Source organism: Pseudomonas sp. (assembly GCF_048269965.1).
Lineage (GTDB): Bacteria > Pseudomonadota > Gammaproteobacteria > Pseudomonadales > Pseudomonadaceae > Aquipseudomonas.
In genome coordinates this window covers 167,825-187,737 of the sequence record NZ_JBLWTV010000003.1, presented here as the reverse complement: position 1 = coordinate 187,737, position 19,913 = coordinate 167,825, and the positions used below count along the sequence as shown (strand labels likewise).

At 64.5% G+C, this 19,913-nt stretch carries 20 protein-coding genes and 4 pseudogenes; 15 read left to right on the top strand and 9 right to left on the bottom strand.

Translation table 11 applies throughout. The annotated features are described in order from the left end of the window. Positions 1-22 precede the first annotated feature (22 nt). Positions 23-929, bottom strand: a pseudogene (locus ACN0X6_RS05035) (SDR family oxidoreductase). A gap of 277 nt (positions 930-1,206) precedes the next feature. On the opposite strand from ACN0X6_RS05035, the gene ACN0X6_RS05030 reads away from it, so the two are divergent. Further along, positions 1,207-1,431, top strand: a complete 225-nt coding sequence (locus ACN0X6_RS05030) for a PLDc N-terminal domain-containing protein (protein WP_417702580.1) — start codon at positions 1,207-1,209, stop codon at positions 1,429-1,431. Between the two features lie 41 nt (positions 1,432-1,472). On the opposite strand, the pseudogene ACN0X6_RS05025 reads toward ACN0X6_RS05030, so the two are convergent. Further along, a pseudogene (locus ACN0X6_RS05025) lies at positions 1,473-1,650 on the bottom strand (malate:quinone oxidoreductase); the annotation flags it as partial. Positions 1,651-1,733: 83 nt separating this feature from the next. Between ACN0X6_RS05025 and ACN0X6_RS05020 the strand changes: the two are divergent. The 5 genes and pseudogenes from ACN0X6_RS05020 to ACN0X6_RS05000 all read left to right on the top strand — a co-directional run. Further along, positions 1,734-1,874 (top strand): annotated as a pseudogene (locus tag ACN0X6_RS05020) (YetF domain-containing protein); the annotation flags it as partial. A gap of 112 nt (positions 1,875-1,986) precedes the next feature. Next, positions 1,987-2,154, top strand: coding sequence for a general stress protein (locus ACN0X6_RS05015; RefSeq protein WP_064494824.1), 168 nt, complete (start codon positions 1,987-1,989; stop codon positions 2,152-2,154). 86 nt (positions 2,155-2,240) lie between these two features. Next, positions 2,241-2,465: a hypothetical protein gene (locus ACN0X6_RS05010; RefSeq protein WP_417702579.1), complete on the top strand. Its 225-nt coding sequence runs from the start codon at positions 2,241-2,243 to the stop codon at positions 2,463-2,465. A gap of 112 nt (positions 2,466-2,577) precedes the next feature. Further along, positions 2,578-2,727, top strand: a pseudogene (locus ACN0X6_RS05005) (general stress protein); the annotation flags it as partial. Between the two features lie 79 nt (positions 2,728-2,806). Further along, a complete protein-coding gene (locus ACN0X6_RS05000; protein ID WP_417702578.1) occupies positions 2,807-3,277 on the top strand; it encodes a hemerythrin domain-containing protein in 471 nt (156 codons plus the stop codon). A gap of 39 nt (positions 3,278-3,316) precedes the next feature. Here ACN0X6_RS05000 and ACN0X6_RS04995 read toward each other — a convergent pair whose 3' ends face one another. Both ACN0X6_RS04995 and ACN0X6_RS04990 read right to left on the bottom strand, forming a co-directional pair. Next, positions 3,317-4,285: a class I SAM-dependent methyltransferase gene (locus ACN0X6_RS04995; RefSeq protein WP_417702577.1), complete on the bottom strand. Its 969-nt coding sequence runs from the start codon at positions 4,283-4,285 to the stop codon at positions 3,317-3,319. A gap of 15 nt (positions 4,286-4,300) precedes the next feature. Next, positions 4,301-5,701 (bottom strand): iron-containing redox enzyme family protein, encoded by a 1,401-nt coding sequence (locus ACN0X6_RS04990; protein ID WP_417702576.1) that lies wholly within the window; start codon positions 5,699-5,701, stop codon positions 4,301-4,303. A 160-nt stretch (positions 5,702-5,861) separates the two neighbouring features. Between ACN0X6_RS04990 and ACN0X6_RS04985 the strand changes: the two genes are divergently transcribed. The 5 genes from ACN0X6_RS04985 to ACN0X6_RS04965 all read left to right on the top strand — a co-directional run bounded on the left by ACN0X6_RS04985 (position 5,862) and on the right by ACN0X6_RS04965 (position 8,368). After that, positions 5,862-6,998: a carboxylate-amine ligase gene (locus tag ACN0X6_RS04985; protein WP_417702575.1), complete on the top strand. Its 1,137-nt coding sequence runs from the start codon at positions 5,862-5,864 to the stop codon at positions 6,996-6,998. A gap of 56 nt (positions 6,999-7,054) precedes the next feature. Beyond that, entirely contained in the window at positions 7,055-7,315 is a 261-nt protein-coding gene (locus ACN0X6_RS04980; protein WP_417702574.1) for a hypothetical protein, read from the top strand. A 19-nt stretch (positions 7,316-7,334) separates the two neighbouring features. Further along, positions 7,335-7,679 carry a DUF2892 domain-containing protein gene (locus ACN0X6_RS04975; RefSeq protein ID WP_417702573.1) on the top strand — a complete coding sequence of 115 codons (345 nt, stop codon included), beginning with the start codon at positions 7,335-7,337 and terminating at the stop codon, positions 7,677-7,679. A 72-nt stretch (positions 7,680-7,751) separates the two neighbouring features. Next, complete coding sequence (locus tag ACN0X6_RS04970; RefSeq protein WP_417702572.1) at positions 7,752-8,171, top strand: hypothetical protein; 420 nt, start codon at positions 7,752-7,754, stop codon at positions 8,169-8,171. Continuing rightward, the gene (locus ACN0X6_RS04965) at positions 8,168-8,368 is read left to right on the top strand and encodes a metallothionein (RefSeq protein WP_417702571.1); all 201 of its coding nucleotides are present in this window, start codon (positions 8,168-8,170) and stop codon (positions 8,366-8,368) included. The genes ACN0X6_RS04970 and ACN0X6_RS04965 overlap by 4 nt, the downstream gene beginning before the upstream one ends. On the opposite strand, the gene ACN0X6_RS04960 is transcribed toward ACN0X6_RS04965, so the two are convergent. Continuing rightward, positions 8,365-8,739, bottom strand: a complete 375-nt coding sequence (locus tag ACN0X6_RS04960) for a Rho termination factor N-terminal domain-containing protein (protein WP_417702570.1) — start codon at positions 8,737-8,739, stop codon at positions 8,365-8,367. The two genes, ACN0X6_RS04965 and ACN0X6_RS04960, sit on opposite strands and share 4 nt — an antisense overlap. 152 nt (positions 8,740-8,891) lie before the next feature. On the opposite strand from ACN0X6_RS04960, the gene ACN0X6_RS04955 reads away from it, so the two are divergent. From ACN0X6_RS04955 to glgB, 4 genes are all read left to right on the top strand, one after another. Continuing rightward, positions 8,892-9,416 carry an MgtC/SapB family protein gene (locus ACN0X6_RS04955; protein ID WP_417702569.1) on the top strand — a complete coding sequence of 175 codons (525 nt, stop codon included), beginning with the start codon at positions 8,892-8,894 and terminating at the stop codon, positions 9,414-9,416. Positions 9,417-9,559: 143 nt separating this feature from the next. After that, the gene (locus ACN0X6_RS04950) at positions 9,560-11,542 is read left to right on the top strand and encodes an alpha-1,4-glucan--maltose-1-phosphate maltosyltransferase (protein ID WP_417702568.1); all 1,983 of its coding nucleotides are present in this window, start codon (positions 9,560-9,562) and stop codon (positions 11,540-11,542) included. Positions 11,543-11,558: 16 nt separating this feature from the next. Further along, entirely contained in the window at positions 11,559-14,864 is a 3,306-nt protein-coding gene (gene treS / locus ACN0X6_RS04945; RefSeq protein WP_417702567.1) for a maltose alpha-D-glucosyltransferase, read from the top strand. Then, positions 14,861-17,023, top strand: coding sequence for a 1,4-alpha-glucan branching protein GlgB (gene glgB / locus ACN0X6_RS04940; RefSeq protein ID WP_417702566.1), 2,163 nt, complete (start codon positions 14,861-14,863; stop codon positions 17,021-17,023). The genes treS and glgB overlap by 4 nt, the downstream gene beginning before the upstream one ends. An 84-nt stretch (positions 17,024-17,107) precedes the next feature. Here glgB and ACN0X6_RS04935 read toward each other — a convergent pair whose 3' ends face one another. The 4 genes from ACN0X6_RS04935 to ACN0X6_RS04920 form a co-directional block, all read right to left on the bottom strand. Further along, complete coding sequence (locus tag ACN0X6_RS04935; protein WP_417702565.1) at positions 17,108-17,521, bottom strand: CBS domain-containing protein; 414 nt, start codon at positions 17,519-17,521, stop codon at positions 17,108-17,110. Positions 17,522-17,593: 72 nt separating this feature from the next. Then, positions 17,594-18,364 carry an alpha/beta hydrolase family protein gene (locus ACN0X6_RS04930; RefSeq protein WP_417702564.1) on the bottom strand — a complete coding sequence of 257 codons (771 nt, stop codon included), beginning with the start codon at positions 18,362-18,364 and terminating at the stop codon, positions 17,594-17,596. Further along, positions 18,361-19,449: a DUF3182 family protein gene (locus ACN0X6_RS04925; RefSeq protein ID WP_417702563.1), complete on the bottom strand. Its 1,089-nt coding sequence runs from the start codon at positions 19,447-19,449 to the stop codon at positions 18,361-18,363. Before ACN0X6_RS04925 ends, ACN0X6_RS04930 begins: the two co-directional genes overlap by 4 nt. After that, positions 19,449-19,877 carry a hypothetical protein gene (locus tag ACN0X6_RS04920; protein WP_417702562.1) on the bottom strand — a complete coding sequence of 143 codons (429 nt, stop codon included), beginning with the start codon at positions 19,875-19,877 and terminating at the stop codon, positions 19,449-19,451. The genes ACN0X6_RS04925 and ACN0X6_RS04920 overlap by 1 nt, the downstream gene beginning before the upstream one ends. Positions 19,878-19,913: the final 36 nt, after the last annotated feature.

The following is a 19,913-nucleotide window of genomic DNA, read 5'->3' as shown; positions in this document are numbered from 1 at the left end:
CAGACGGGGGTGTGGCAACGCTTCACGGCAAAGGGTTTCCGCCGGTCACGCCGAATACTTCACCGGTGATGAAACTCGACTCCTGAGAAGCCAGAAGCACATACAGCGGTGCAGACTCGGCAGGTTGTCCCGGCCGCTTCATCGGCACCTGGGAGCCGAAGCTTGGGATCTTCTCGGCCGGTTGCCCGTCAGTGGGTTGCAGCACCGTCCAGATCGGTCCTGGCGCGACGGCGTTAACCCGGATTCCCATGCTTGATGACCTGGGAGGACAGCGCTTTGGTGAAGGCCACGATGGCCGCCTTGGTCGACGCATAATCAAGCAGCGTTGCAGACGGATCATAGGACTGGATCGACGCGGTGTTGATGATCGTCGCGCCTGGCGGCATATGCGGTACGGCCGCCTTGCACAGCCAGAACAGCGCGTAGACGTTGGTCTTGAATGTGTGGTCGAACTGCTCGCTGCTCAGCTCACTGATGTGCTGTTGGGCAATCTGCTTGCCTGCCACGTTGACCAGGATGTCCAGCCCATCCAGCGCCTGTACTGCATCCTTGACCAAGGAAACGCAGAACGCCTCGTCCTTGATGTCGCCGGGCAGGGCGATAGCACGACGGCCCTCGGCGGTGATCAGCGCCACGACCTCCTGGGCATCGGCTTCTTCCTCGGGCAGGTAATTGAGCACGATATCGGCGCCTTCGCGGGCAAAGGCAATGGCTGCGGCCCGGCCAATACCGGAGTCGGCGCCGGTGATCAAAGCCTTGCGTCCCTCGAGCCGGCCAAAGCCGACGTAGCTCGTCTCGCCATGGTCAGGCTCTGGCATCATTTTACGATCCAGACCCGGTTCAGGTTGGTGCTGGCCTGGGAATTCAGGCTGCGGATACTGCGTCAGCGGGTTCTGCATGCTGTACTGATTGCCCGTATTACGAGTCATGCTGATTCTCCTCTGTGAATGTCTTGAACCCCGCACGCACCAACAAGGCACTGCGCTCTGGCAACGGGATCGACTTGAGTCACTGGTTAGGAAGACCGATCTTGCTGTGAAGTTCACATCTTCAGAGCAGTGGTAGTGCCTGTGGGCAGCTACGAGGCGCTATGCGCGGGTATCTGGTATTCGAGGCGCTGGCATCTGCGATTCGAGTGAATCTCGCCTGAACCATGGGCCAGGGACGTGGCCACAACAGAAACATCCAATGTGGAGGAACCCCGACATGCTCGGCGAATTCACTTTTCTGTTTATTGCGCTTGGCGCCATCATCATCCTTCTCGACCTCTGGGCCATCGTCAGCCTGTACCGCAGCGACAAGGGCGTAGATTCCAAGGCTCTGTGGTCGTTGCTCATCGTCCTGTTGCCAGTGCTCGGCCTGGGCCTGTGGGGCGTGTTCGGGCCGCGCGGCATGGCTCATCCACCGTCCTCGCCGGAGCACAGCAAATAAAGTGCAGTCCTGGCCTCAGAACCGACGTACGGCGATCGCCCTCCGGCGTTTTTCCAGCCGTTGCTGCGTTCTTCGGCGACCGCGTTCAGGCGCGCGATCGATCTCCATCGACCACTGCGGTTCCAGTTCCTTGAGCCATACCGCCAGGGTGGAGCTCATGATGCCGCCGCCGATGAGCCGAACGTCCATGTGCCTGAACGGCCGGGCAGCTCTGTGCAAACAGGGACTGCCACGGCCGGTCGCCCAACCCGACGGACGGAGGGCGCCAGGCGCCCGTACTGAACGGCGTGGGATTTTTTTCTAAGGCACGTCTGACGCTCGATGACGTCATGGAGTCGGCGCGCGCGAGTGGGCTGGAGCGACTGGATCAGATTCGCTACGCGATCATCGAACGCAATGGCAAGATCTCCATTATCCAGAGACCTGATGAGAAAGGAGCATGACCGCTCGTCAGCGATTGCCGAGCGAGGCGGAGAAAAAGGCTGAACGTCCGAGCAGGGTGTTTTCTCCAAAACAGGGCAAGGGCAATTCTGCCCATCACTGAGGAGAAACGACATGAGCAACAAGAACCCCGGTAACTTCGCCAACGATCGTGAGAAAGCTTCCGAAGCGGGCAAGAAAGGCGGTCAGAACAGCGGTGGTAATTTCGCCAATGACCGTGAGAAAGCTTCCGAGGCCGGCCGTAAAGGTGGCCAGAACAGCCACGGTGGAGGCCGTGCTTGATTGACCGCGTAGCCTGGGGGAGGCCCGCCATGGGCCTCCTTTCTTTCTTGAGCAACGAAACGGCCGTCGCCTGATATGCACGTGTAGTGCTGGCCGACAACGCCGGCGAACAGCATCCCGAGCATAACCTCGAGGCACTCGACGAGGCTCGGCAGCAGCAGACCTTCCGCCCCCATATTTCCCCGCTGCCATCTGACCAACGCCACATCGGCGCACCTGCAGCCGCAGGCGAGCAGGATCCCCCCTCGGTCACGCTCTGGAAGGGCGACCCGATGCTGCCTGTAAACGGCGGTTGCCTGGTCAGTGACTGATCAAAAAAGCCTGAACGAGTCGGCGAAGCGCCTGCCTGAAATTATGCAGAGGCAATAACGCCTCGCGAATAACTATCAGGAGGTACCAGCAATGGCGACCAACAAAAATCCGGGTAACTTCGCAAACGATCGTGAAAAGGCATCCGAAGCCGGCCGCAAAGGTGGCAAGAACAGCGGCGGCAACTTCGCCAATGACCGCCAGAGAGCAATCGAGGCCGGGCGCAAGGGCGGCCAGAAAAGCCACGGCGCCCGCGACTCGTGATGCTCAGGCCTGGGCTCGCTGCTAGCAGGGCCCAGGTCTCGTTGATGATGAGATCGGTAGACCTGAGGAGAGCAACAGGATGAATGCCATCGAACTGCTGAAGAAGGATCACGAAACCGTCAAAGACCTGCTGAGCAAGCTCGAGGACACCACCGAGCGAGCGGTGCAGACGCGCAAGAAGCTGCTGCTCAAGATCGAGCAGGAACTGAAAATTCACACCGAGCTCGAAGAACAGATCTTTTATCCGGCCTTCAGGCGTGCCGGCAGCAAGGACGAGTCCGTGCTGGCGGTCGAGGCCAAGGAAGAGCACCGTGCCGTAGAAGCGCTGGTGCTGCCCGACATCAAGCAAACACCGCCGTCGACGGTCGAGTTCGCCGGCCGGGTCAAGGTGCTCAAGGAACTGCTCGAACACCATATCGAGGAAGAGGAGCGCGATATGTTCCCGCAGGCCCGCAAGCTGCTGAGCAGACAGCAACTGGAGCAACTGGGGGAGTCGATGGAAGTGCTGCGCAAGTCGCTCAAGAGCGATGCCCATGCCAAGGCGGCCTGAGCATCGCCGGGCCGGTGCTTGCGCGAGGCGGGCACCGGTCTAGCGCTGGCGCAGATTGGGCAGATAGGTCAGGCGCAACGCCACGCAAGCGATACGCTCGGCGTTCGCGTATTCGGGTTTCTGCAACTCCTCGCCGAACACATCCGGATCGATCTCCTGGTAGTTCCAGTCCCAGCCGACGTCGCGCAGCGACAGGCGAATGGCATTGAGCAAGGGGTCTTCGCCGTTGAAGATCGCCACGCCTGTATAAAGCAGCAGGGTGCCGCCAGGCGCCAGTCGCTCCATTGCCGTATCGAAGATCGCCAGGGACAATCCGGCGCCGTTCTTGCCGCCGCCATGGCGATAGGTGCGTTGTTGCGGATCGAGCATATAGGGCGGGTTGGCGATGATCAGATCGAACTGGCCAGGCACGTCCCGCAGCAGGTCGCTGCTCTGCACGCGCAGGTTGTAGATGCCCGCCAGGCGCGCATTCACTGCAGTCAGGGCCAAGGCGTTGGGATTGATGTCCAGCGCCATCACCTCGGCCCCTGGGCGCTGCTGCGCTGCGCTGATCGCACCTGGGCCGGCACCGCAACCGATATCGGCGATGCGCCGCAACGGTTGAGTGGCGTGCGCCAGGTAATCGCGCAGCAGACGGGTGAAGCGATAGGTATCGGGACCGAAGAACACTGCGTCGCTTTCCTCGGTAGGAAAGCGCGAGTGCACGTAGAGTTCGTCGCCCAGGCTGGAGAAACGCACCCGGCTGATCCAGCCTCGAGCATGGGGCTGCAGCACCTGTGCTTCACGCATAGCCGCGATGATTTCCTCATCCAGCGTCCCGTCGGCGAAGGGCTGGCTCCAGCCGAACACGTCACGCAAGTCCTTCGCTTGCGCATGGCCCGGGCGCTGATTGACCCGCTGGTGGGTGAGTGGAGTGGGGGTGACGAAATGGTAGCCACGCGCCCGTAGCAAGGTGCCCAGGCGCATCAGCGCAAGGGTTTGTGGGGCATCGAAGGTTTGTTCGAACATATGCGGGCTCCAGGGTCAGCGCGGCTGTCGCATCAGCGCCGTGAAGGTGCGGGTAGCGGCCAGGCCGGCACTGCTCCAGTGGTGCGCCGGCGATTGCAGTTCGATCAGGCGGCACTCGCGCCGGTAGGCATCCATGCCCTGCAGCTGGCGGAGCATGTGGCGGCGCTCGCGGTCCAGCTCGCCAGGTTGCGTACTAGCGCAGGACGGCATGGCGGCCTGGCTCATGCGACGCACGCGAAATGGCGAGCGCTGCTCGGGCTGTTGCCAGTCTCCGGCGATCCAGTCGTGCAGCAACTGGCGCTCGTAGGGGCTGAAGACACCGAACATGGCCGCGCCCTGACCTTGCACCAGACGCCAGAAACGACTGTCGGCCGGGTCTTTGTCGCGTCTTATCCAGCCGTTGCGCTGCATCGCCTCGAGAAAGCCCGCCACGTCACCGGCGCTGCCCAGCCACTGGTTCACCGTGCGCCCTTCGATGCGGCAGTAATCCGAATGCACCTGGCTGGCCACCTTGCGCTTGCGTTCGAGCATCTGCAGCACCTGATGCTCCAGCTCGAAGCTGTCGATCACGGCGGTGGACCCGGTACCCAGTTCGTTGAGCAGATAACCGCGCGTCACCCGCTCGTAGAAGGCCTGCGCGTCGCCGACCCGTGGCAGGTTGTCCAGCACGCTTCGTACGGCCTTGGCGGCGTGGCCGCTGGAGCCATTGTCGATGGTCACGTGCAGCTGGAAGTAATAGGGGTCGATGTCCAGCTCATTGAGCTCGAAGGCGCTGATCAGCAGGTGCAGCGGCAATTGTTCGTAGCCGAGGTTGTAACCGATGACTTCGGGCAGAAACTCGTCCACCAGCAAGCCCAGGGCCAGCTGGATCGCGCCCTGGCGATAGAGCGCGTCTTGCACTTCCAGCGCGTCGTCACAGCCCTGGCTGGCCAGCAGTTGGCGATACAGCAGCACATGATTCTGCGCCGGCACCCCGTCGCCCAGTTCTTCAAGGTAGGTCCGCACCAGGGGATACACGCGGTGATCACGCCAGTGGGGCAGGGTGCCGTAGAGCCAGGCGCCGTCCACCAGCTTGGTTGGCGCTAGCGCGCGGAGAAAATACAGCGCATGCGCCTTGCGCGGGAAGAAACGGCGCCCCTGACCCGAGCGGCGCCCTTCGAGATAGCTGGCGTAATCGGCGCTCACCCGTTGATGCTGGCGCAGCGACCAGGCTGCCAGTTCATAGGGGCTGGCCGGCAGTTCGCAGGGCAGTTGCGCGACCTCCTGCAGGCACTGCTGGATGAACTCCCGTGCTTGCGGATGACCCGGTTCGGGGGCGTCCAGCAACTGGCGATAGAGGCTTTGCCAGGGGCCGGCGGCATGAGCGAAGGAAATGCATTGCGCGGCAGGCGTGTCGATGAAACTGGCGATCGACATGGGGCAAGTCTCCTTGAGAACGGGGCCGTGTTCTGTTTAGGAGGGCCTCGTCTGAACAAAGATTCCACCTAAATTCGCCGCGCCCGGCGCTGCCGCAAACAGATTGAACCCAAGTCGCCGGCACGCCCTCAATTGCAGGAGTCCTGGGAGTAGGTGGGTCATGGCCACGAGCACGTTTGGCATCGAGGAAGAGTACTTTCTGACTGACCTGGCAAGCCGCTGCGTGGCGCAGCACGAGGTCGAGGCCTTCGCCATATCCAGCCGTCGTGCACTGGGCCAGCGGGTGACGCGCGAGATGTTCGCCGCGCAGTTCGAGGTGGTGACCCCGGTGTTGCACGGCCTCGACGAGGCGCGCGACTTTCTCGGGCAGGCGCGCCGCACCATGGCCGAACTGGCCAGCGAGTTCGGCTGCGGCATCCTCGCCGCCGGTACCCATCCGCTGGGGCAATGGCGCAGCGTGCAGGCGACCGACATGGCGCGCTACCGGGCGATCTTCGACGATTACCGCATCGTCGCCAGCCGCAGCGTGCTGGCCGGCCTGCATGTGCATGTCGGGGTGCCGGAACGCATCGACCGCATTCGCCTGATGAACCGGCTGACGCCCTGGCTGCCGCTGTTGCTGGGGCTGAGTGCGTCCTCGCCATTCTGGGACGGCCGGCCCAGTGGTCTGATGAGCTATCGCCAGGCCGTCTGTGATGAATGGCCGCGCATGGGCATTCCCGATCACTTTCGCGATGACGCCGAATACCAGCGTTACCTCAAGGTGATGACCGCTACCGACTGCATCGGCTCGGCTGTCAATCTGTGGTGGAACATTCGCCCGTCATTGCGCTTTCCCACTCTGGAGCTACGTATCGCCGATGCATGCCCGCACCTGGACGATGCCCTGTGCATCGCCGGGCTGTTCCGCGCCATGCTCGGCCACGCGCTGGATGCCCCGCACCATGACTGGTTCGACGACCCGCTGACCCGCATTCTCACCCTGGAGAATCGCTGGCGCGCCAAGCGCCGCGGCCTGCGCGGGCTGTTCATCGAACCGCGCGGCCAGAGCACCTTGCCGTTCGCGGCGTGGCTGGACCAGGTACTGGTCTGCATAGCCGAGCAGATTGCGCCCGAGGACCGCTGGATCATGACCCACGCGCGCAAGCTGGCGCGCATCGGCGGCAGCGCCGAAGCGCAGCTTGGCCTCTATCGGCGTGCCCGCAGCGGCGGCGCCAAGCAGTGCGCCGCCGTATGCGAAGTGGTCGATACGCTGATGCAGCAGACGGCCCTGCAGGACGTTCGGCAAATAGCCTGAACATCTGCCTGGCTGCGATTTCGGAACAGGGACATGCCTTGTCCCGGAGCAGCTTCATGCATGCCTTGAGCGATCACGGCAGCTACCTGCACGGCGGCGCGCCGAGCGTGTGTGCCGGCGACAAGGGGCTGACCTTCAGGACGGGCCAGACCCACGTCCATCCGCTGCTAGCCAGGCTGCTGGAACCTAGCCAGCGCGGCGACCTGAACCCGCAAATCATCATCAGTCATCGCATGCCGCTGGCCCGATTCTCTGAACCTTTGGCGCCTGCGAGGCTTTCTAAATCTCACGGGCGCCGCAATCGGCATTCGTCATGAACCATCAGGAGGAAACGCCATGCCACTGACCCAGAACGTCCATCGTGTTGAACGCGCTGTCTCGCTCGCCACGGGCGCCACTGCCATCGTCGCCGGCGTCTGCCAGGGCGGCACCTCGGGTGTGCTCAAGGCCCTTGGCGGCGCCGCGCTGCTGCAACGCGGGCTGAGCGGGCACTGCGTGCTCAAGGGGCTGGTCAGCGACCCCAAGACCGAACTGGAGTGCCTGCGCCAGCGCGTGGCCGAACTGCGTGCCGCACTGCCTCGCCTGCAGAAGGAAATGGACAGCTTGAAAGGGCGCCAGGAGAACAAGCTGGATCATGCCGTCGAGGAAACTTTCCCGGCCAGCGATCCGATCTCGCCTTGAGCCGAACGTAAGGGCGATGGCGCATGTGCGCCGTCGCCATGCGTGGCCCATATCGTTCGAAGGAGGCATAACATGAAAGACACAACTCCAGGTCCCACCCCGAAACCAATCGATGAGCAGGCGCTGGACTTCAGCAATGACGACCGTCCTGGTACGGGCGAGTCCTCGTTGCAGCATGCCGCGCGGCCGTCGTCCAGCCCCGAGGAGGAGATCGGCCTGACCGGCGCCGCGACGCTTGGCGAAAGCGAGCACGAGGACAACGTCAGCCTCGACGATCTGAGCCCGGACACCCTGATCGATGACCGTGGTGCACGCTCGCCGCTTGAACCTGGTGGCGAGGGTGCCAACGACGAGGAACTCAGCGTGGTCGACGAAACTCAGGTCGGTGGCGGCTTCGGCCTCGACGAAGCGGAGCTGGCGCGCTCGGCCCCCCTCGACGGCAAGCCCTGGACCGACGAGGTCGTACCCACCGACGAGGAGCGCGAGCCATGAACGCCAGAACCTGCGCCTGCCCGCATTGCGATTGCCCGGTCGAGTCCCGTGAGTGGGTGCACGAAGTCGCGGGCGACGATCTGCTGTATTGCTGCGAGGCCTGCATGCAGCGCCATCCCAAGGGCATGGTCCAGTGCCGGAGCGCCGGCTGCGATTGCGGCGAGCGCGCGGCACGTGAACGCGAACAGGCCACTTAGGATTGGCGCAGCGCCTGCAGTAACTCCTCCTTGCGCATGCGCGACCGTCCAGCGATATCCCGCTTGCGCGCCAGCTCCATCAGCTCGGTCTTGTTCATCGCGTCCAGGCGCTGACCGGGCCGCGGTGTCCCTTCGCGTGTAGCGGCTGCACGCCGCGCCGAGGACTCGCGTGCGGCCTGCTTGCTGGCCGCGCTGGTCTTCTGCCCGGAGCCGCCGGCCTTCTCGCCGCCGCCGGACTGCTTGTTGACGGTGGCCCAGGCACGCGCCTCGGCCTCGTCCTGGGGTACGCCGCGCTCCCTGTAGCTGTCTTCGATGTGCTCGGCCTTGCGCTTCTGCTTGGCGCTGTATTTGTCTTTGCTGCCACGGGGCATGAGCCTTCTCCCGATTGGTTGTGATGCCTAAAGGGAGTGAATGCACGGCGGGGCACAGGTTCCCTGTTTCGGATAACCGGCGGCGACGATGATCCGAACCTCTGCGCGCCGGCTTCGCTCAGATGCAAAGCATCCCTGGAGATTGAACGAAGATGGACATACTCGAGCGAATCCTCTCCACCCTGGTGCAGGAGTTTTCCGACCTTGGCCAGGTGGAGCACATCACCCGCGCGACGCTGCGCCTGGTTCTGGCCATGTTGCTCGGCGGCCTGCTTGGCTACGAGCGCGAGGTGATGGGCAAGGCCGCCGGGATGCGCACGCACATGCTGGTCTGCCTCGGCGCCGCGATCTTCGTCATGGCGCTGGAGCAGGACGGCGCCGAAGCCGATGCCATGAGCCGGGTAATCCAGGGCATCGCCGCGGGTGTCGGTTTTCTTGGCGCCGGCACCATCCTCAAGGGGCAGAACATTTCCGACGTCAAGGGCCTGACCACCGCCGCCGGACTGTGGGCCTCGGCCGCCATCGGCGTGGCGGTCGGGCTCGGTCGCGAGGCCAGCGCCGTGTTGTCCACGGTGATAGTGCTGGTGGTGCTGCACCTGATGCCGCTGCTGGTCGATCCAGGTACGAGAACCAAGCCCGATGACCAGAGCGCTGAAAAAAAGGACGACGATCGATAGTCCCTTGAACGGGAAAAACTGCCTGAACTTTTCCCGCCGCCTGAGCCTCGGAATTTCTGACAGGCACAGCGTCTTGAGCGTTGTCGCCGGTCTGCCCGCCACCCCTTCGAACACGTCTGCCAGGCGTAGAGGAGCCAGGAAAGATGCCGTCCCCGCAGCATGCCGACCAGACCCTGAGACACGCCATCGCCCAGCCTCGGCTTGCCATCGAAGCGCTACAGCCGATCATCGAGAACGGTCGCTTCGCCAGCAAATGCCTGTGTGGCCGGCCGTTGTCGGTCAGCGCCGTGATCTTCAGCGATGGTCACGAGCAACTGGCCGCCGACCTGTTGTGGCGCGCCAACGGCGAGGCCACCTGGCAGCGCGCACCCATGCAGGCGCTGGGCAATGACCACTGGAGCGCCACGTTGCGCATCGACCAGGAGGGCCGCGGCGAATTCGCCATCGAAGCCTGGCTGGACCTCTATGCCAGTTTCCGCCAGGAGCTGGTGAAGAAGCTCGGCGCGGGCATGGCGGTTGGGCTTGAACTGCAGGAAGGCGCGCAGCTGGTCAGGCGCATTGCCGCGCAGGCGCCAGAGGATTTGCACGCCGAGCTGACAGCGCTGATCGAGCGCATGGAGGCTTCACAATCGCAGGCCGAACGCGAGGCCGTGCTGATAGACCCCTCCGTCAACGAACTGATGCGCCGCGCCGAATATCGCCCGCATCTGCTGCGCACGCCGAACTACCCGTTGGACGTCGAGCGCGCCCTGGCCGAATTTGCCAGCTGGTACGAGCTGTTTCCCCGCTCACTGGGCGACGTGCAGCGCCACGGCACCTTCGCCGACGTGCATGCGCGCATCCCGGAGATCGCCCGGATGGGCTTCGACGTGCTGTATTTCCCACCCATACATCCCATCGGCCGGGCTCACCGCAAGGGGCCGAACAACAGCCTCACGGCCGGCCCGGACGACCCCGGCAGCCCCTATGCGATCGGCAGCGAGGAGGGCGGCCACGACGCCGTGCACCCGCAGCTGGGCAGCCCCGAGGATTTTCGCCAACTGGTGCGCGTCGCGCGCGAGCATGGCCTGGAAGTGGCGCTGGATTTTGCCGTGCAGTGCTCGCCCGATCACCCCTGGCTCAAGCAGCACCCCGGCTGGTTCAGCTGGCGCCCGGACGGCAGCATCCGCCACGCCGAGAACCCGCCGAAGAAGTACGAGGACATCGTCAACCTCGAGTTCTATGCCGAAGCGGCCATGCCCGACCTCTGGCTGGCGTTGCGCGACGTGGTGCTGGGCTGGGTGGAGCAGGGCGTGACGCTGTTTCGCGTCGATAATCCGCACACCAAGCCGATGCCTTTCTGGGAATGGCTGATTGCCGATGTACGTGAACGCCACCCCGAGGTGATCTTCCTTGCCGAGGCCTTCACCCGCCCGGCAATGATGGCGCGTCTGGGCAAGCTCGGCTTCAGCCAGAGCTACACCTACTTCACCTGGCGCAATACCAAGGCCGAGTTGCAGGCCTACCTGACCGAACTGAACCAGGCGCCCTGGCGCGACTGCTACCGGCCGAACTTCTTCGTCAACACCCCGGACATCAACCCCTACTTCCTGCAGCGCAGCGGCAGGCCCGGCTTTCTCATTCGCGCCGCGCTGGCGACCATGGGCTCCGGGCTCTGGGGCATGTATTCGGGCTTCGAGCTGTGTGAGGCCGAACCGGTGCCAGGCAAGGAGGAGTATTTCGATTCGGAAAAGTACCAGTTGCGCCCGCGCGACTACCAGGCGCCTGGCCATATCAACGCCGAGATCACCCGGCTCAACCAGATTCGCCGCGACAACCCGGCACTGCAGAGCCATCTGGGCTTCCAGGCCTACAGGGCGTGGAACGACACCATCCTCTACTTCGGCAAGCGCACCGCGGATCTGAGCAACTTCATCCTGGTCGCCGTCAGCCTCGATCCGCACCACGCCCAGGAAGCGCACTTCGAGCTGCCGCTGTGGGAGCTGGGCCTGCCCGACGATGCCGACCTGGCCGGTGAAGACCTGATGACCGGCCACCGCTGGACCTGGCACGGCAAGGTGCAGTGGATGCGCATCGAACCCTGGCACTTGCCATTCGGCATCTGGCGAATCCAGACCGTCCGCTGAACAACGGAGTAGCACCATGGCCAAGCGCAGCGCCGGCAAGACCTTCCTCAACGACCCGCAGTGGTACAAGGACGCGGTGATCTATCAGGTCCACGTGAAGTCGTTCTTCGACGCCAACAACGACGGCATCGGTGACTTCCAGGGCCTGATCGACAAGCTCGACTACATCGCCGAGCTCGGCGTGAACACCCTCTGGCTGCTGCCGTTCTACCCGTCGCCCCGGCGCGACGACGGCTATGACATTGCCAAGTACAACGACGTCCATCCCGACTACGGCAGCTTGGCCGACGCCCGGCGCTTCATTGCCGAGGCGCACCGGCGTGGCCTGCGCGTGATCACCGAGCTGGTGATCAACCACACCTCCGATCAGCACCCCTGGTTCCAGCGTGCGCGCCATGCGAAAAAGGGCTCCAGGGCGCGCGACTATTACGTGTGGTCCGACAGCGACGAGAAGTACGCCGGCACGCGGATCATCTTCATCGACAGCGAGAAGTCCAACTGGACCTGGGACGCCGTGGCCGCTCAGTACTTCTGGCACCGCTTCTACTCGCACCAGCCGGACCTCAACTTCGACAACCCCAAGGTGCTCGACGCCGTGCTCGGGGTGATGCGCTTCTGGCTCGACATGGGCGTCGACGGCCTGCGCCTGGACGCGATCCCATATCTGATCGAGCGCGACGGCACCAACAGCGAAAACCTGCCAGAGACCCACGCCGTGCTCAAGCGCATCCGCGCCGAACTGGATGCGCGCTACCCGGATCGTCTGCTGCTGGCCGAGGCCAACCAGTGGCCGGAGGATACCCGGCCGTACTTCGGTGAAGACGACGAATGCCACATGGCCTTCCACTTCCCGCTGATGCCGCGCATGTACATGGCCATCGCCCAGGAAGACCGCTTTCCGATTACCGACATCCTGCGCCAGACGCCGGAGATTCCGCCCAACTGCCAGTGGGCGATCTTCCTGCGCAACCACGATGAGCTGACCCTGGAAATGGTCACCGACGACGAGCGCGATTATCTGTGGAACTATTACGCCGCCGACAGCCGCGCTCGGATCAACCTCGGCATCCGCCGGCGCCTGGCGCCCCTGGTGGGGCGCGACCGCCGACGTATCGAGCTGCTCAACAGCCTGCTGCTGTCGATGCCCGGCACGCCGACCCTGTATTACGGCGATGAGATCGGCATGGGTGACAACATCTACCTCGGCGACCGCGACGGTGTGCGCACACCGATGCAGTGGTCGGTGGACCGCAACGGCGGCTTCTCCCGTGCCGACCCGGCCAGCCTGGTGCTGCCGCCGATCATGGATTCGCTGTACGGCTACCAGAGCATCAATGTCGAGGCACAGGCGCGCGACCCGCATTCGCTGCTCAACTGGACGCGGCGCATGCTCGCCATCCGCAACCAGCACAAGGCCTTCGGCCGTGGCGCGCTGACGATGCTGACGCCGAGCAACCGGCGCATCCTGGCCTACCTGCGTCTGCATCGAAGCGAGGATGGCGCCGAGCAGCAGATCCTCTGCGTGGCCAACCTGTCCAGCGCGGCCCAGGCCGTCGAGCTGGAACTGGCCGACTACCGCGACCGGGTGCCGGTGGAGATGATCGGTGGTGCCTCGTTCCCGCCCATTGGCCAGCTCACTTACCTGCTGACCTTGCCGCCTTACGGCTTCTACTGGTTCTACTTGGCCGACGCCTCGCAGATGCCCAGCTGGCACCTCAAGCCGGTGGAGCGCATGCCGGAGCTGCAGACCCTGGTGCTGAGCCGCGCCCTGGGCGAGGTGATGGACGGGCGCGCGCGGCAGACCCTGGAGCGCGAGTCGCTGCCGCTCTATCTGCCCAAGCGCCGCTGGTTCGCGGGCGAACAGCGAGCGGCCGGCAGCGTCAGCCTGCTGTACGTGGTGCCGCTTGCCGATGGTGCCAATGCGCCGCTGCTGGCCGAGGTAGAGGTGAGGAGTGCGGCAGGCGTCGAGCATTACCGCCTGCCGCTGGCTGCGGTGCCCGAGCGCGCCGAAGGCAACGATCTGCCGCAACAACTGGCGTTGGCCCGGCTGCGCCGGGGGCGTCATGTGGAGCTGTTGACCGATGCCTTCAGCCTGCCGCAGTTCAGCCAGCAGGTAGTGCGCCTGCTGCGCGAGCAGGCGCTGCTGCGCAGCGCTGGCGGCGAGTTGCAGTTTCGCGCCGAGGCGGCGCTGCTGGCACTCGACGCTATCGATCAGAACGACTTCAAGCTGCTTTCGGCCGAGCAGTCCAACAGCTCGGCGCTGATCGGCGAGCAACTGCTGCTCAAGCTGTTGCGCCGCGGTTTTCCCGGCATTCACCCGGAGGTGGAAATGGGTCGTTTCCTGACCGATCACGGTTACACCAACGTGGCGCCGTTTCTTGGCGAGGTGGTGCGGGTCGATGAGCAGGGCCAGCCCCATACCCTGATGGTGGTGCAGCGTTACCTGGACAACCAGGGCGACGCCTGGCAGTGGACGCTCAACACCCTCGACCGCGCCATCCGCGATGAACTGGCCGGTGGCACCGCCGATCCTGATGTCGATGCAACGGGCGAACTGCAACAGTTCGCTGGCGTGCTCGGCAAACGCATCGGCGAGATGCACGCGGTACTGGCGCGGCCGGTAGAGAATCCGGACTTTGGCTATCAGCTCAGCGCCGAGCGCGACAGTGCCCGTTGGGCCGAGTCAATCACTGCGCAGCTGCACGAAGCCTTGCAGGCTCTGACTCGCCAGCGTGACGCCCTGAGCCCGGCGACTGCCGAACAGGCCGACTGGCTGCTGGCCAGGGAAGGATCCCTGCTGGAAGCCATCACCCGCCTGGCAACGCAGGCCGCAGGTGGCCTGCGCATTCGCGTGCATGGCGACCTGCACCTGGGTCAGGTGCTGGTGGTGCAGGGCGATGCCTACATCATCGACTTCGAAGGCGAGCCCAACCGCTCGCTGCAGGAACGCCGTCAACGCCACAGCCCGCTCAAGGACGTCGCCGGCATGCTGCGCTCCTTCGACTACGCAGCCGCCGTGGCGCAGCGCAATGCCGGCGGCGTGGAAGGCGCGGTGAATGCCCAGCAGGTGGTGCGCGGCGTGCTGTCGCGCTATCGCGAGCAATCGTGCAGTGCCTTTCTCGATGCTTATCGTCTGGCCGCCAACGGCTTGCCCCACGAATGGCACGAACGTGACGGCGAGGGCGCAGCCGTCGACCTGTTCTGCCTGGAAAAGGCTGTCTATGAAATCGTCTACGAGAGCGGCCACCGCCCTGACTGGATCGATGTCCCGTTGCAGGGGCTGGTGGATCTCGCTCATCGATTGCCAGGAGTGCGAACGTGAACCCGACCCGATTGGAACGCCTGCGCCGTGCCGAGGATGGCGATCCGTTCAGTTTTCTCGGCCCGCATGCCCAGGGCGACGAGACGCTGGTGCGGGTCTGGCTGCCGGGTGCCGATGCCGTGGACCTGTTGGCCAGCGATGGTACGCCGCTGGGACGCATGCGCTGCAGCGACCCGGACGGCCTGTTCGAACTGCAGCTGCCCCAGGCGCAGCGCTACTGCCTGCGTATCCACTGGCCGGGCAGCGTGCAGGAGATGGAAGATCCCTATGCCTTCGGCCCGCTGCTGGGTGACACCGACCTCTATCTGTTCGCCGAAGGCAACCACCGCGAGCTGTGGCGCTGCCTGGGCTCCGCACCAGTGGAACATGAAGGCGTGCCTGGCGTGCGTTTCGCCGTATGGGCGCCCAATGCGCGGCGGGTTTCGGTGGTGGGCAACTTCAACAGCTGGGACGGCCGCCGTCACCCCATGCGCCTGCGCTACCCGGCGGGCGTGTGGGAGCTGTTCATCCCGCGTCTGCGCTCGGGCGAATGCTACAAGTATGAGCTTCTCGGCCCGCACGGCGTGTTGCCGCTGCGCGCAGACCCCATGGCGCAAGCCACCGAGACGCCGCCGGCTACCGCCTCAAAGGTGCCGCAGGGCGAGGCATTCGCCTGGAAGGACCAGCAGTGGCTGAGCGCGCGCGCGCAACGCCATGCATCGCAGGCGCCGCTGGCGATCTACGAACTGCACGCCGGCTCCTGGCAATGGCAGGACGATCGAGCATCTGACTGGGACGAACTGGCCGAAAGGCTGATTCCCTACGTACAGGACCTCGGGTTCACCCATATCGAGCTGATGCCGATCATGGAGCATCCGTTCGGCGGCTCCTGGGGCTACCAGCCGTTGTCGATGTTTGCGCCCACCGCACGCTTCGGCAGCCCGCAGCGCTTCGCTGCTTTCGTCGACCGCTGCCACCGCGCAGGCATCGGCGTGATCCTCGACTGGGTGCCGGGGCATTTCCCCAACGATGCCCACGGCCTGGCCGAGTTCGACGGTACCGCGCTGTACGAGTATGCGCACCCGTTCGAGGGCTTCCACCCGGACTGGAACACCTGCATCTACAACCTCGGCCGCACCGAAGTGCACGGCTTCATGCTGGCCAGCGCGCTGTACTGGCTGCGCGAGTTCCATATCGATGGCCTGCGCGTGGATGCAGTGGCGTCGATGCTCTACCGCGACTACTCGCGCGAAGCCGGGCAGTGGATCCCCAACCGCCACGGCGGGCGCGAGAACCTGGAGGCCATCGAATTTCTCCAGCACCTCAACGAGGTGGTGCGCAGCGAAGTGCCCGGCGCGCTGATGATCGCCGAGGAATCCACTGCCTGGCCTGGCGTCAGTCGCCCGGTGCAGCAGGGCGGCCTGGGCTTCAGCCACAAGTGGAACATGGGCTGGATGAACGACAGCCTGAGTTACATCCAGCAGGACCCTGTGTACCGCCTGCACCATCACCAGCAGATCACCTTCGGCCTGCATTACGCCTTTTCCGAGCGTTTCATCCTGCCGATCTCCCATGACGAGGTGGTGCACGGCAAACGCTCGCTGCTCGGGCGCATGCCCGGCGATCGCTGGCAGCAATTCGCCAACCTGCGCCTGTTCCTCGCCCTGATGTGGAGTCACCCGGGCAAGAAGCTGCTGTTCATGGGCTGTGAATTCGGCCAGTGGCGCGAGTGGAACCACGACCAGCAACTGGACTGGTACCTGCTGCAGTACCCCGAGCATGCCGCTGCCCAGGCGCTGGTACGCGAGCTGAATCGTCTGTACCGCGAAGAGCCGGCGTTGCACCGCCTCGATGACCAGGACAGCGGTTTCCAGTGGTTGGTAGGCGATGATGCGCGCAACAGCGTATTCGCCTGGCTGCGCAGGGGCGGCGAGGGCAGTGCGCCGTTGCTGGTGGTGCACAACTTCACCCCGCAGGTGCTCGACGGCTACCGGATCGGCGTGCCGCACGCGGGCGCGTGGCAGGTGCTGCTCAATACCGATGAGAGCCGCTGGAGCGGCTCGGACGCCGGCACGCAGGGGGAGTTGCACAGCGAGCAGATGGCCGCTCACGGCCAGTGCGCTTCGCTGAATCTGCAGTTGCCGCCGTTGGGCACGCTGATTCTGCGGCCTGTGCAATAGGCGTCGGCGCTGAAGCGCCAGTGGAAGAGATGGGAGGGTCTTGGCCGCCAGTCGCGGTCAAAGCCCCTCCCAGGAAGGTTTTCATCAGTGAGCGGAGGTCACCCCACGCAGCACGGTGTCGTTGGCCATCCGGCTGTGGCCGGAGGCGATATTGCCCAGCGAAACCACACCCACCAGGCGCTTCTCGCGGTTGAGCACCGGCAGCCGGCGTACCTGGATATCGGCCATGTTGGCAGCCACATGCTCGACGTCCTCGTCGTCGAAGCAATAGCGCACGTTGCTGCTCATCACCTGACGCACCGGGGTGCTGCCATCCAGGCCGGCGGCAACGGCACGCAGGGCAATGTCGCGGTCGGTGATCATGCCGATCAGGCGGTCGCCTTCGTTGATCAGCAGCGCACCGCTGTCGATATCGGCCATCAGCGTGGCGGCCTCGCGAATGCTGCGCTCGGGCTCGAGGGTGCGGACGTTGCGGGTCATAAGCTTGCTTATCTTCATCGATGTCTCCTGTTGCAGTTGTGAATGGGCGAATGCCCAGGGGGAACCGCGCCGCGAGCAGAGCACGGCGGTTCAGGAATAGCGCACCAGATGATGCGGGTAGTCGCCGACCCGTGCGCCCACCACCATCTCGCTGACCCAATCGATCAGGATGCGCGTATAGGCTTGCTGATGGCGGTCCTCACTGAGCCCGTGGTCGGCACCGGCCATGGTGCGATGGGTCAGTGAGTGCGCCTTGTCGAAGGCATTGCGGTAGCTCATCAGCGTGGTGTGCGGGACGAAGTCGTCATGCTCGGATTCCACCAGCAGCACGTCGCCGCGAAATTCGGCGCAGGCGCCCAGCGCCAGATTGTCCTGCGCGCGCAATGGCGTGCGGCGATAGGCACGCAGGCGTGTAACGTCCAGCTGGCGCTTGGGCAACTGCCATTGCTCGTCCCAGTAGAGTGCCGGTACCCGCAGGGCCAGCCAGCGTACCGGGCGCCGTACGCTGAGCAGGGTGGCGAGGTAGCCGCCATAGCTGGTGCCGATCACCGCGATGCATTCGGGGTCGACCGCTTCGTGCGCGGCCAGCAGGTCGTAGGCGACCAGAATGTCGGCCAGGTTGTCTTCGCGCGATACGCGTTCCTGCGCTTCGACGTTACGTTCGTGCCCACGCAGATCGAATGTCAGGCACACGCAGCCCAGCCCGGCGATACCACGCGCCCGCGCCAGGTCACGTTGCTGGCTGCCGCCCCAGCCGTGCACGAAAAGTACGCCGGGGACTTTGTGCGGTGGGGTCAGCAGAGTGCCGGCGATGTGCTGGTCACCCACCAGAATATCCAGACTCTGGCTGCTGGCGCTCATGACGGCCCCAGCTTGACGTATTTGGTCAGTGGGCCGTCTTCGCTGTCCTGGCCCTGGTACAGACAGATGGAGTCAGGTGGCGGGGGGACATCCCGATAGTATTCATGGGTCGAGGCCTGCAGCGTTTGCAGCTGCGGGTTCTTGATGAACGCTTCCAGGGCGAAGATTTCCGCCGCGCTGGCCCCGCCGACGCGCCAGGATTGCTCCAGCACGCCACTGCATGACTGCCCACGCGCATTCAGGCCCTGCGCCACGTCGTAGTTGCGACGCGACGCCTGGATGGAGGGGTAGACGTGCAGCGCCGCCAGTTCGAAGATGCGCGCCTGCTGTACGGCCAGGCGCACGGCGCGCGGCAGATCGAGGGTCATCAAGGCCAGATAGTCGCCGCGCACCAGGGTCAGTCGCGAGCCGCCATAGACCGGGTGGCCGTGGCTGTCGTCGGTAAGCTGTTGGGTACCGTGGTAACTCAGCGTGACGCCAGCCACCTGTATCTGGCCGACGCTGTAAGTGCTGGGCTGCTGCAGGTCTTCCTCGAGCACCAGGCCCTGCTGGCCAACGCCTTGCTCATCGAACGCCGCCAGCGCGTGCTCCAGCTCAGGATGAGAGCGCACCACCTGCTGGCCTCGGCCGCCGGTGCCATCCACTGGCTTCAGGCGTATCGGGCCGTCGCGCAGCAAGCGTTGTCCAGCCTCGGCGGCATCTTCCAGGTCAAAGACACTGAAACCTTGCAGGGTGACGCTATCTGTCTGCAGCGCGAAACCCTCTGACCATCCCGTCGGCACATGGCGCGGGGCATCGAGAGCGGGATGACTGATCGCCTTGGTGGCAAGAAAGGCGTGCTCGACCTGACCGCCGAAGAAATCTTCCGGCCCCTCGATGCCCAGGGCCGCGACATCACCGACCAAGGTGTCTTCGGGCAGGAAGTAGTGGCGGCCGGAGACTGAGGTACCGGGCTGGTAGGGGCCCAGGAATGGGCAGTCGAGCAATGTCGCCAGCTTCTCTCCGAGCAAACGCTGCACCGTGCGTTCGTGGGCCATGTGCTGCGCCGTGCCTGGCACAAGTAAGAGACCGTGGTATGTACTCATCACAGATCCCGCCAGGTGCCGCCAGCAGTTTCGCAGTCGATGCGTACCTGTTCGGCGTCGCCGGCCCGGTAATAGTGGGTGATCACCCTGGCGTCGTTAGGCACGGCGGGGCGGGGTTTGCCCCGATCATCATCGCCGGCGCGATAGTTGGTCAGGGTCGCCTGGGTCAGACCGGCTTCGCAGGTCCCGAGCCTGGCTTCGGCGCAATGGGCCACCTTGCGCTGCCGACTGTTGATCATGTCGCCGGTTTCGTTGTGGCAGGACCAGTCGATGGCGCCCTCGTCCATGCCGACGAACTCGTAGCAGAACTCCTGTTCGACTTCCTTGATGGCCTCGCTGGAGGCGCTGGCACTGACGTAACAGGCTTCAGCCTGCGCATCGCCGGCAGCCAGTGCGCCCAGCAGCAGGCTCGGAATAAAGGCTCGCATGGTGTTCTCCTCAACATTGGCACTCATCAGTTGTGA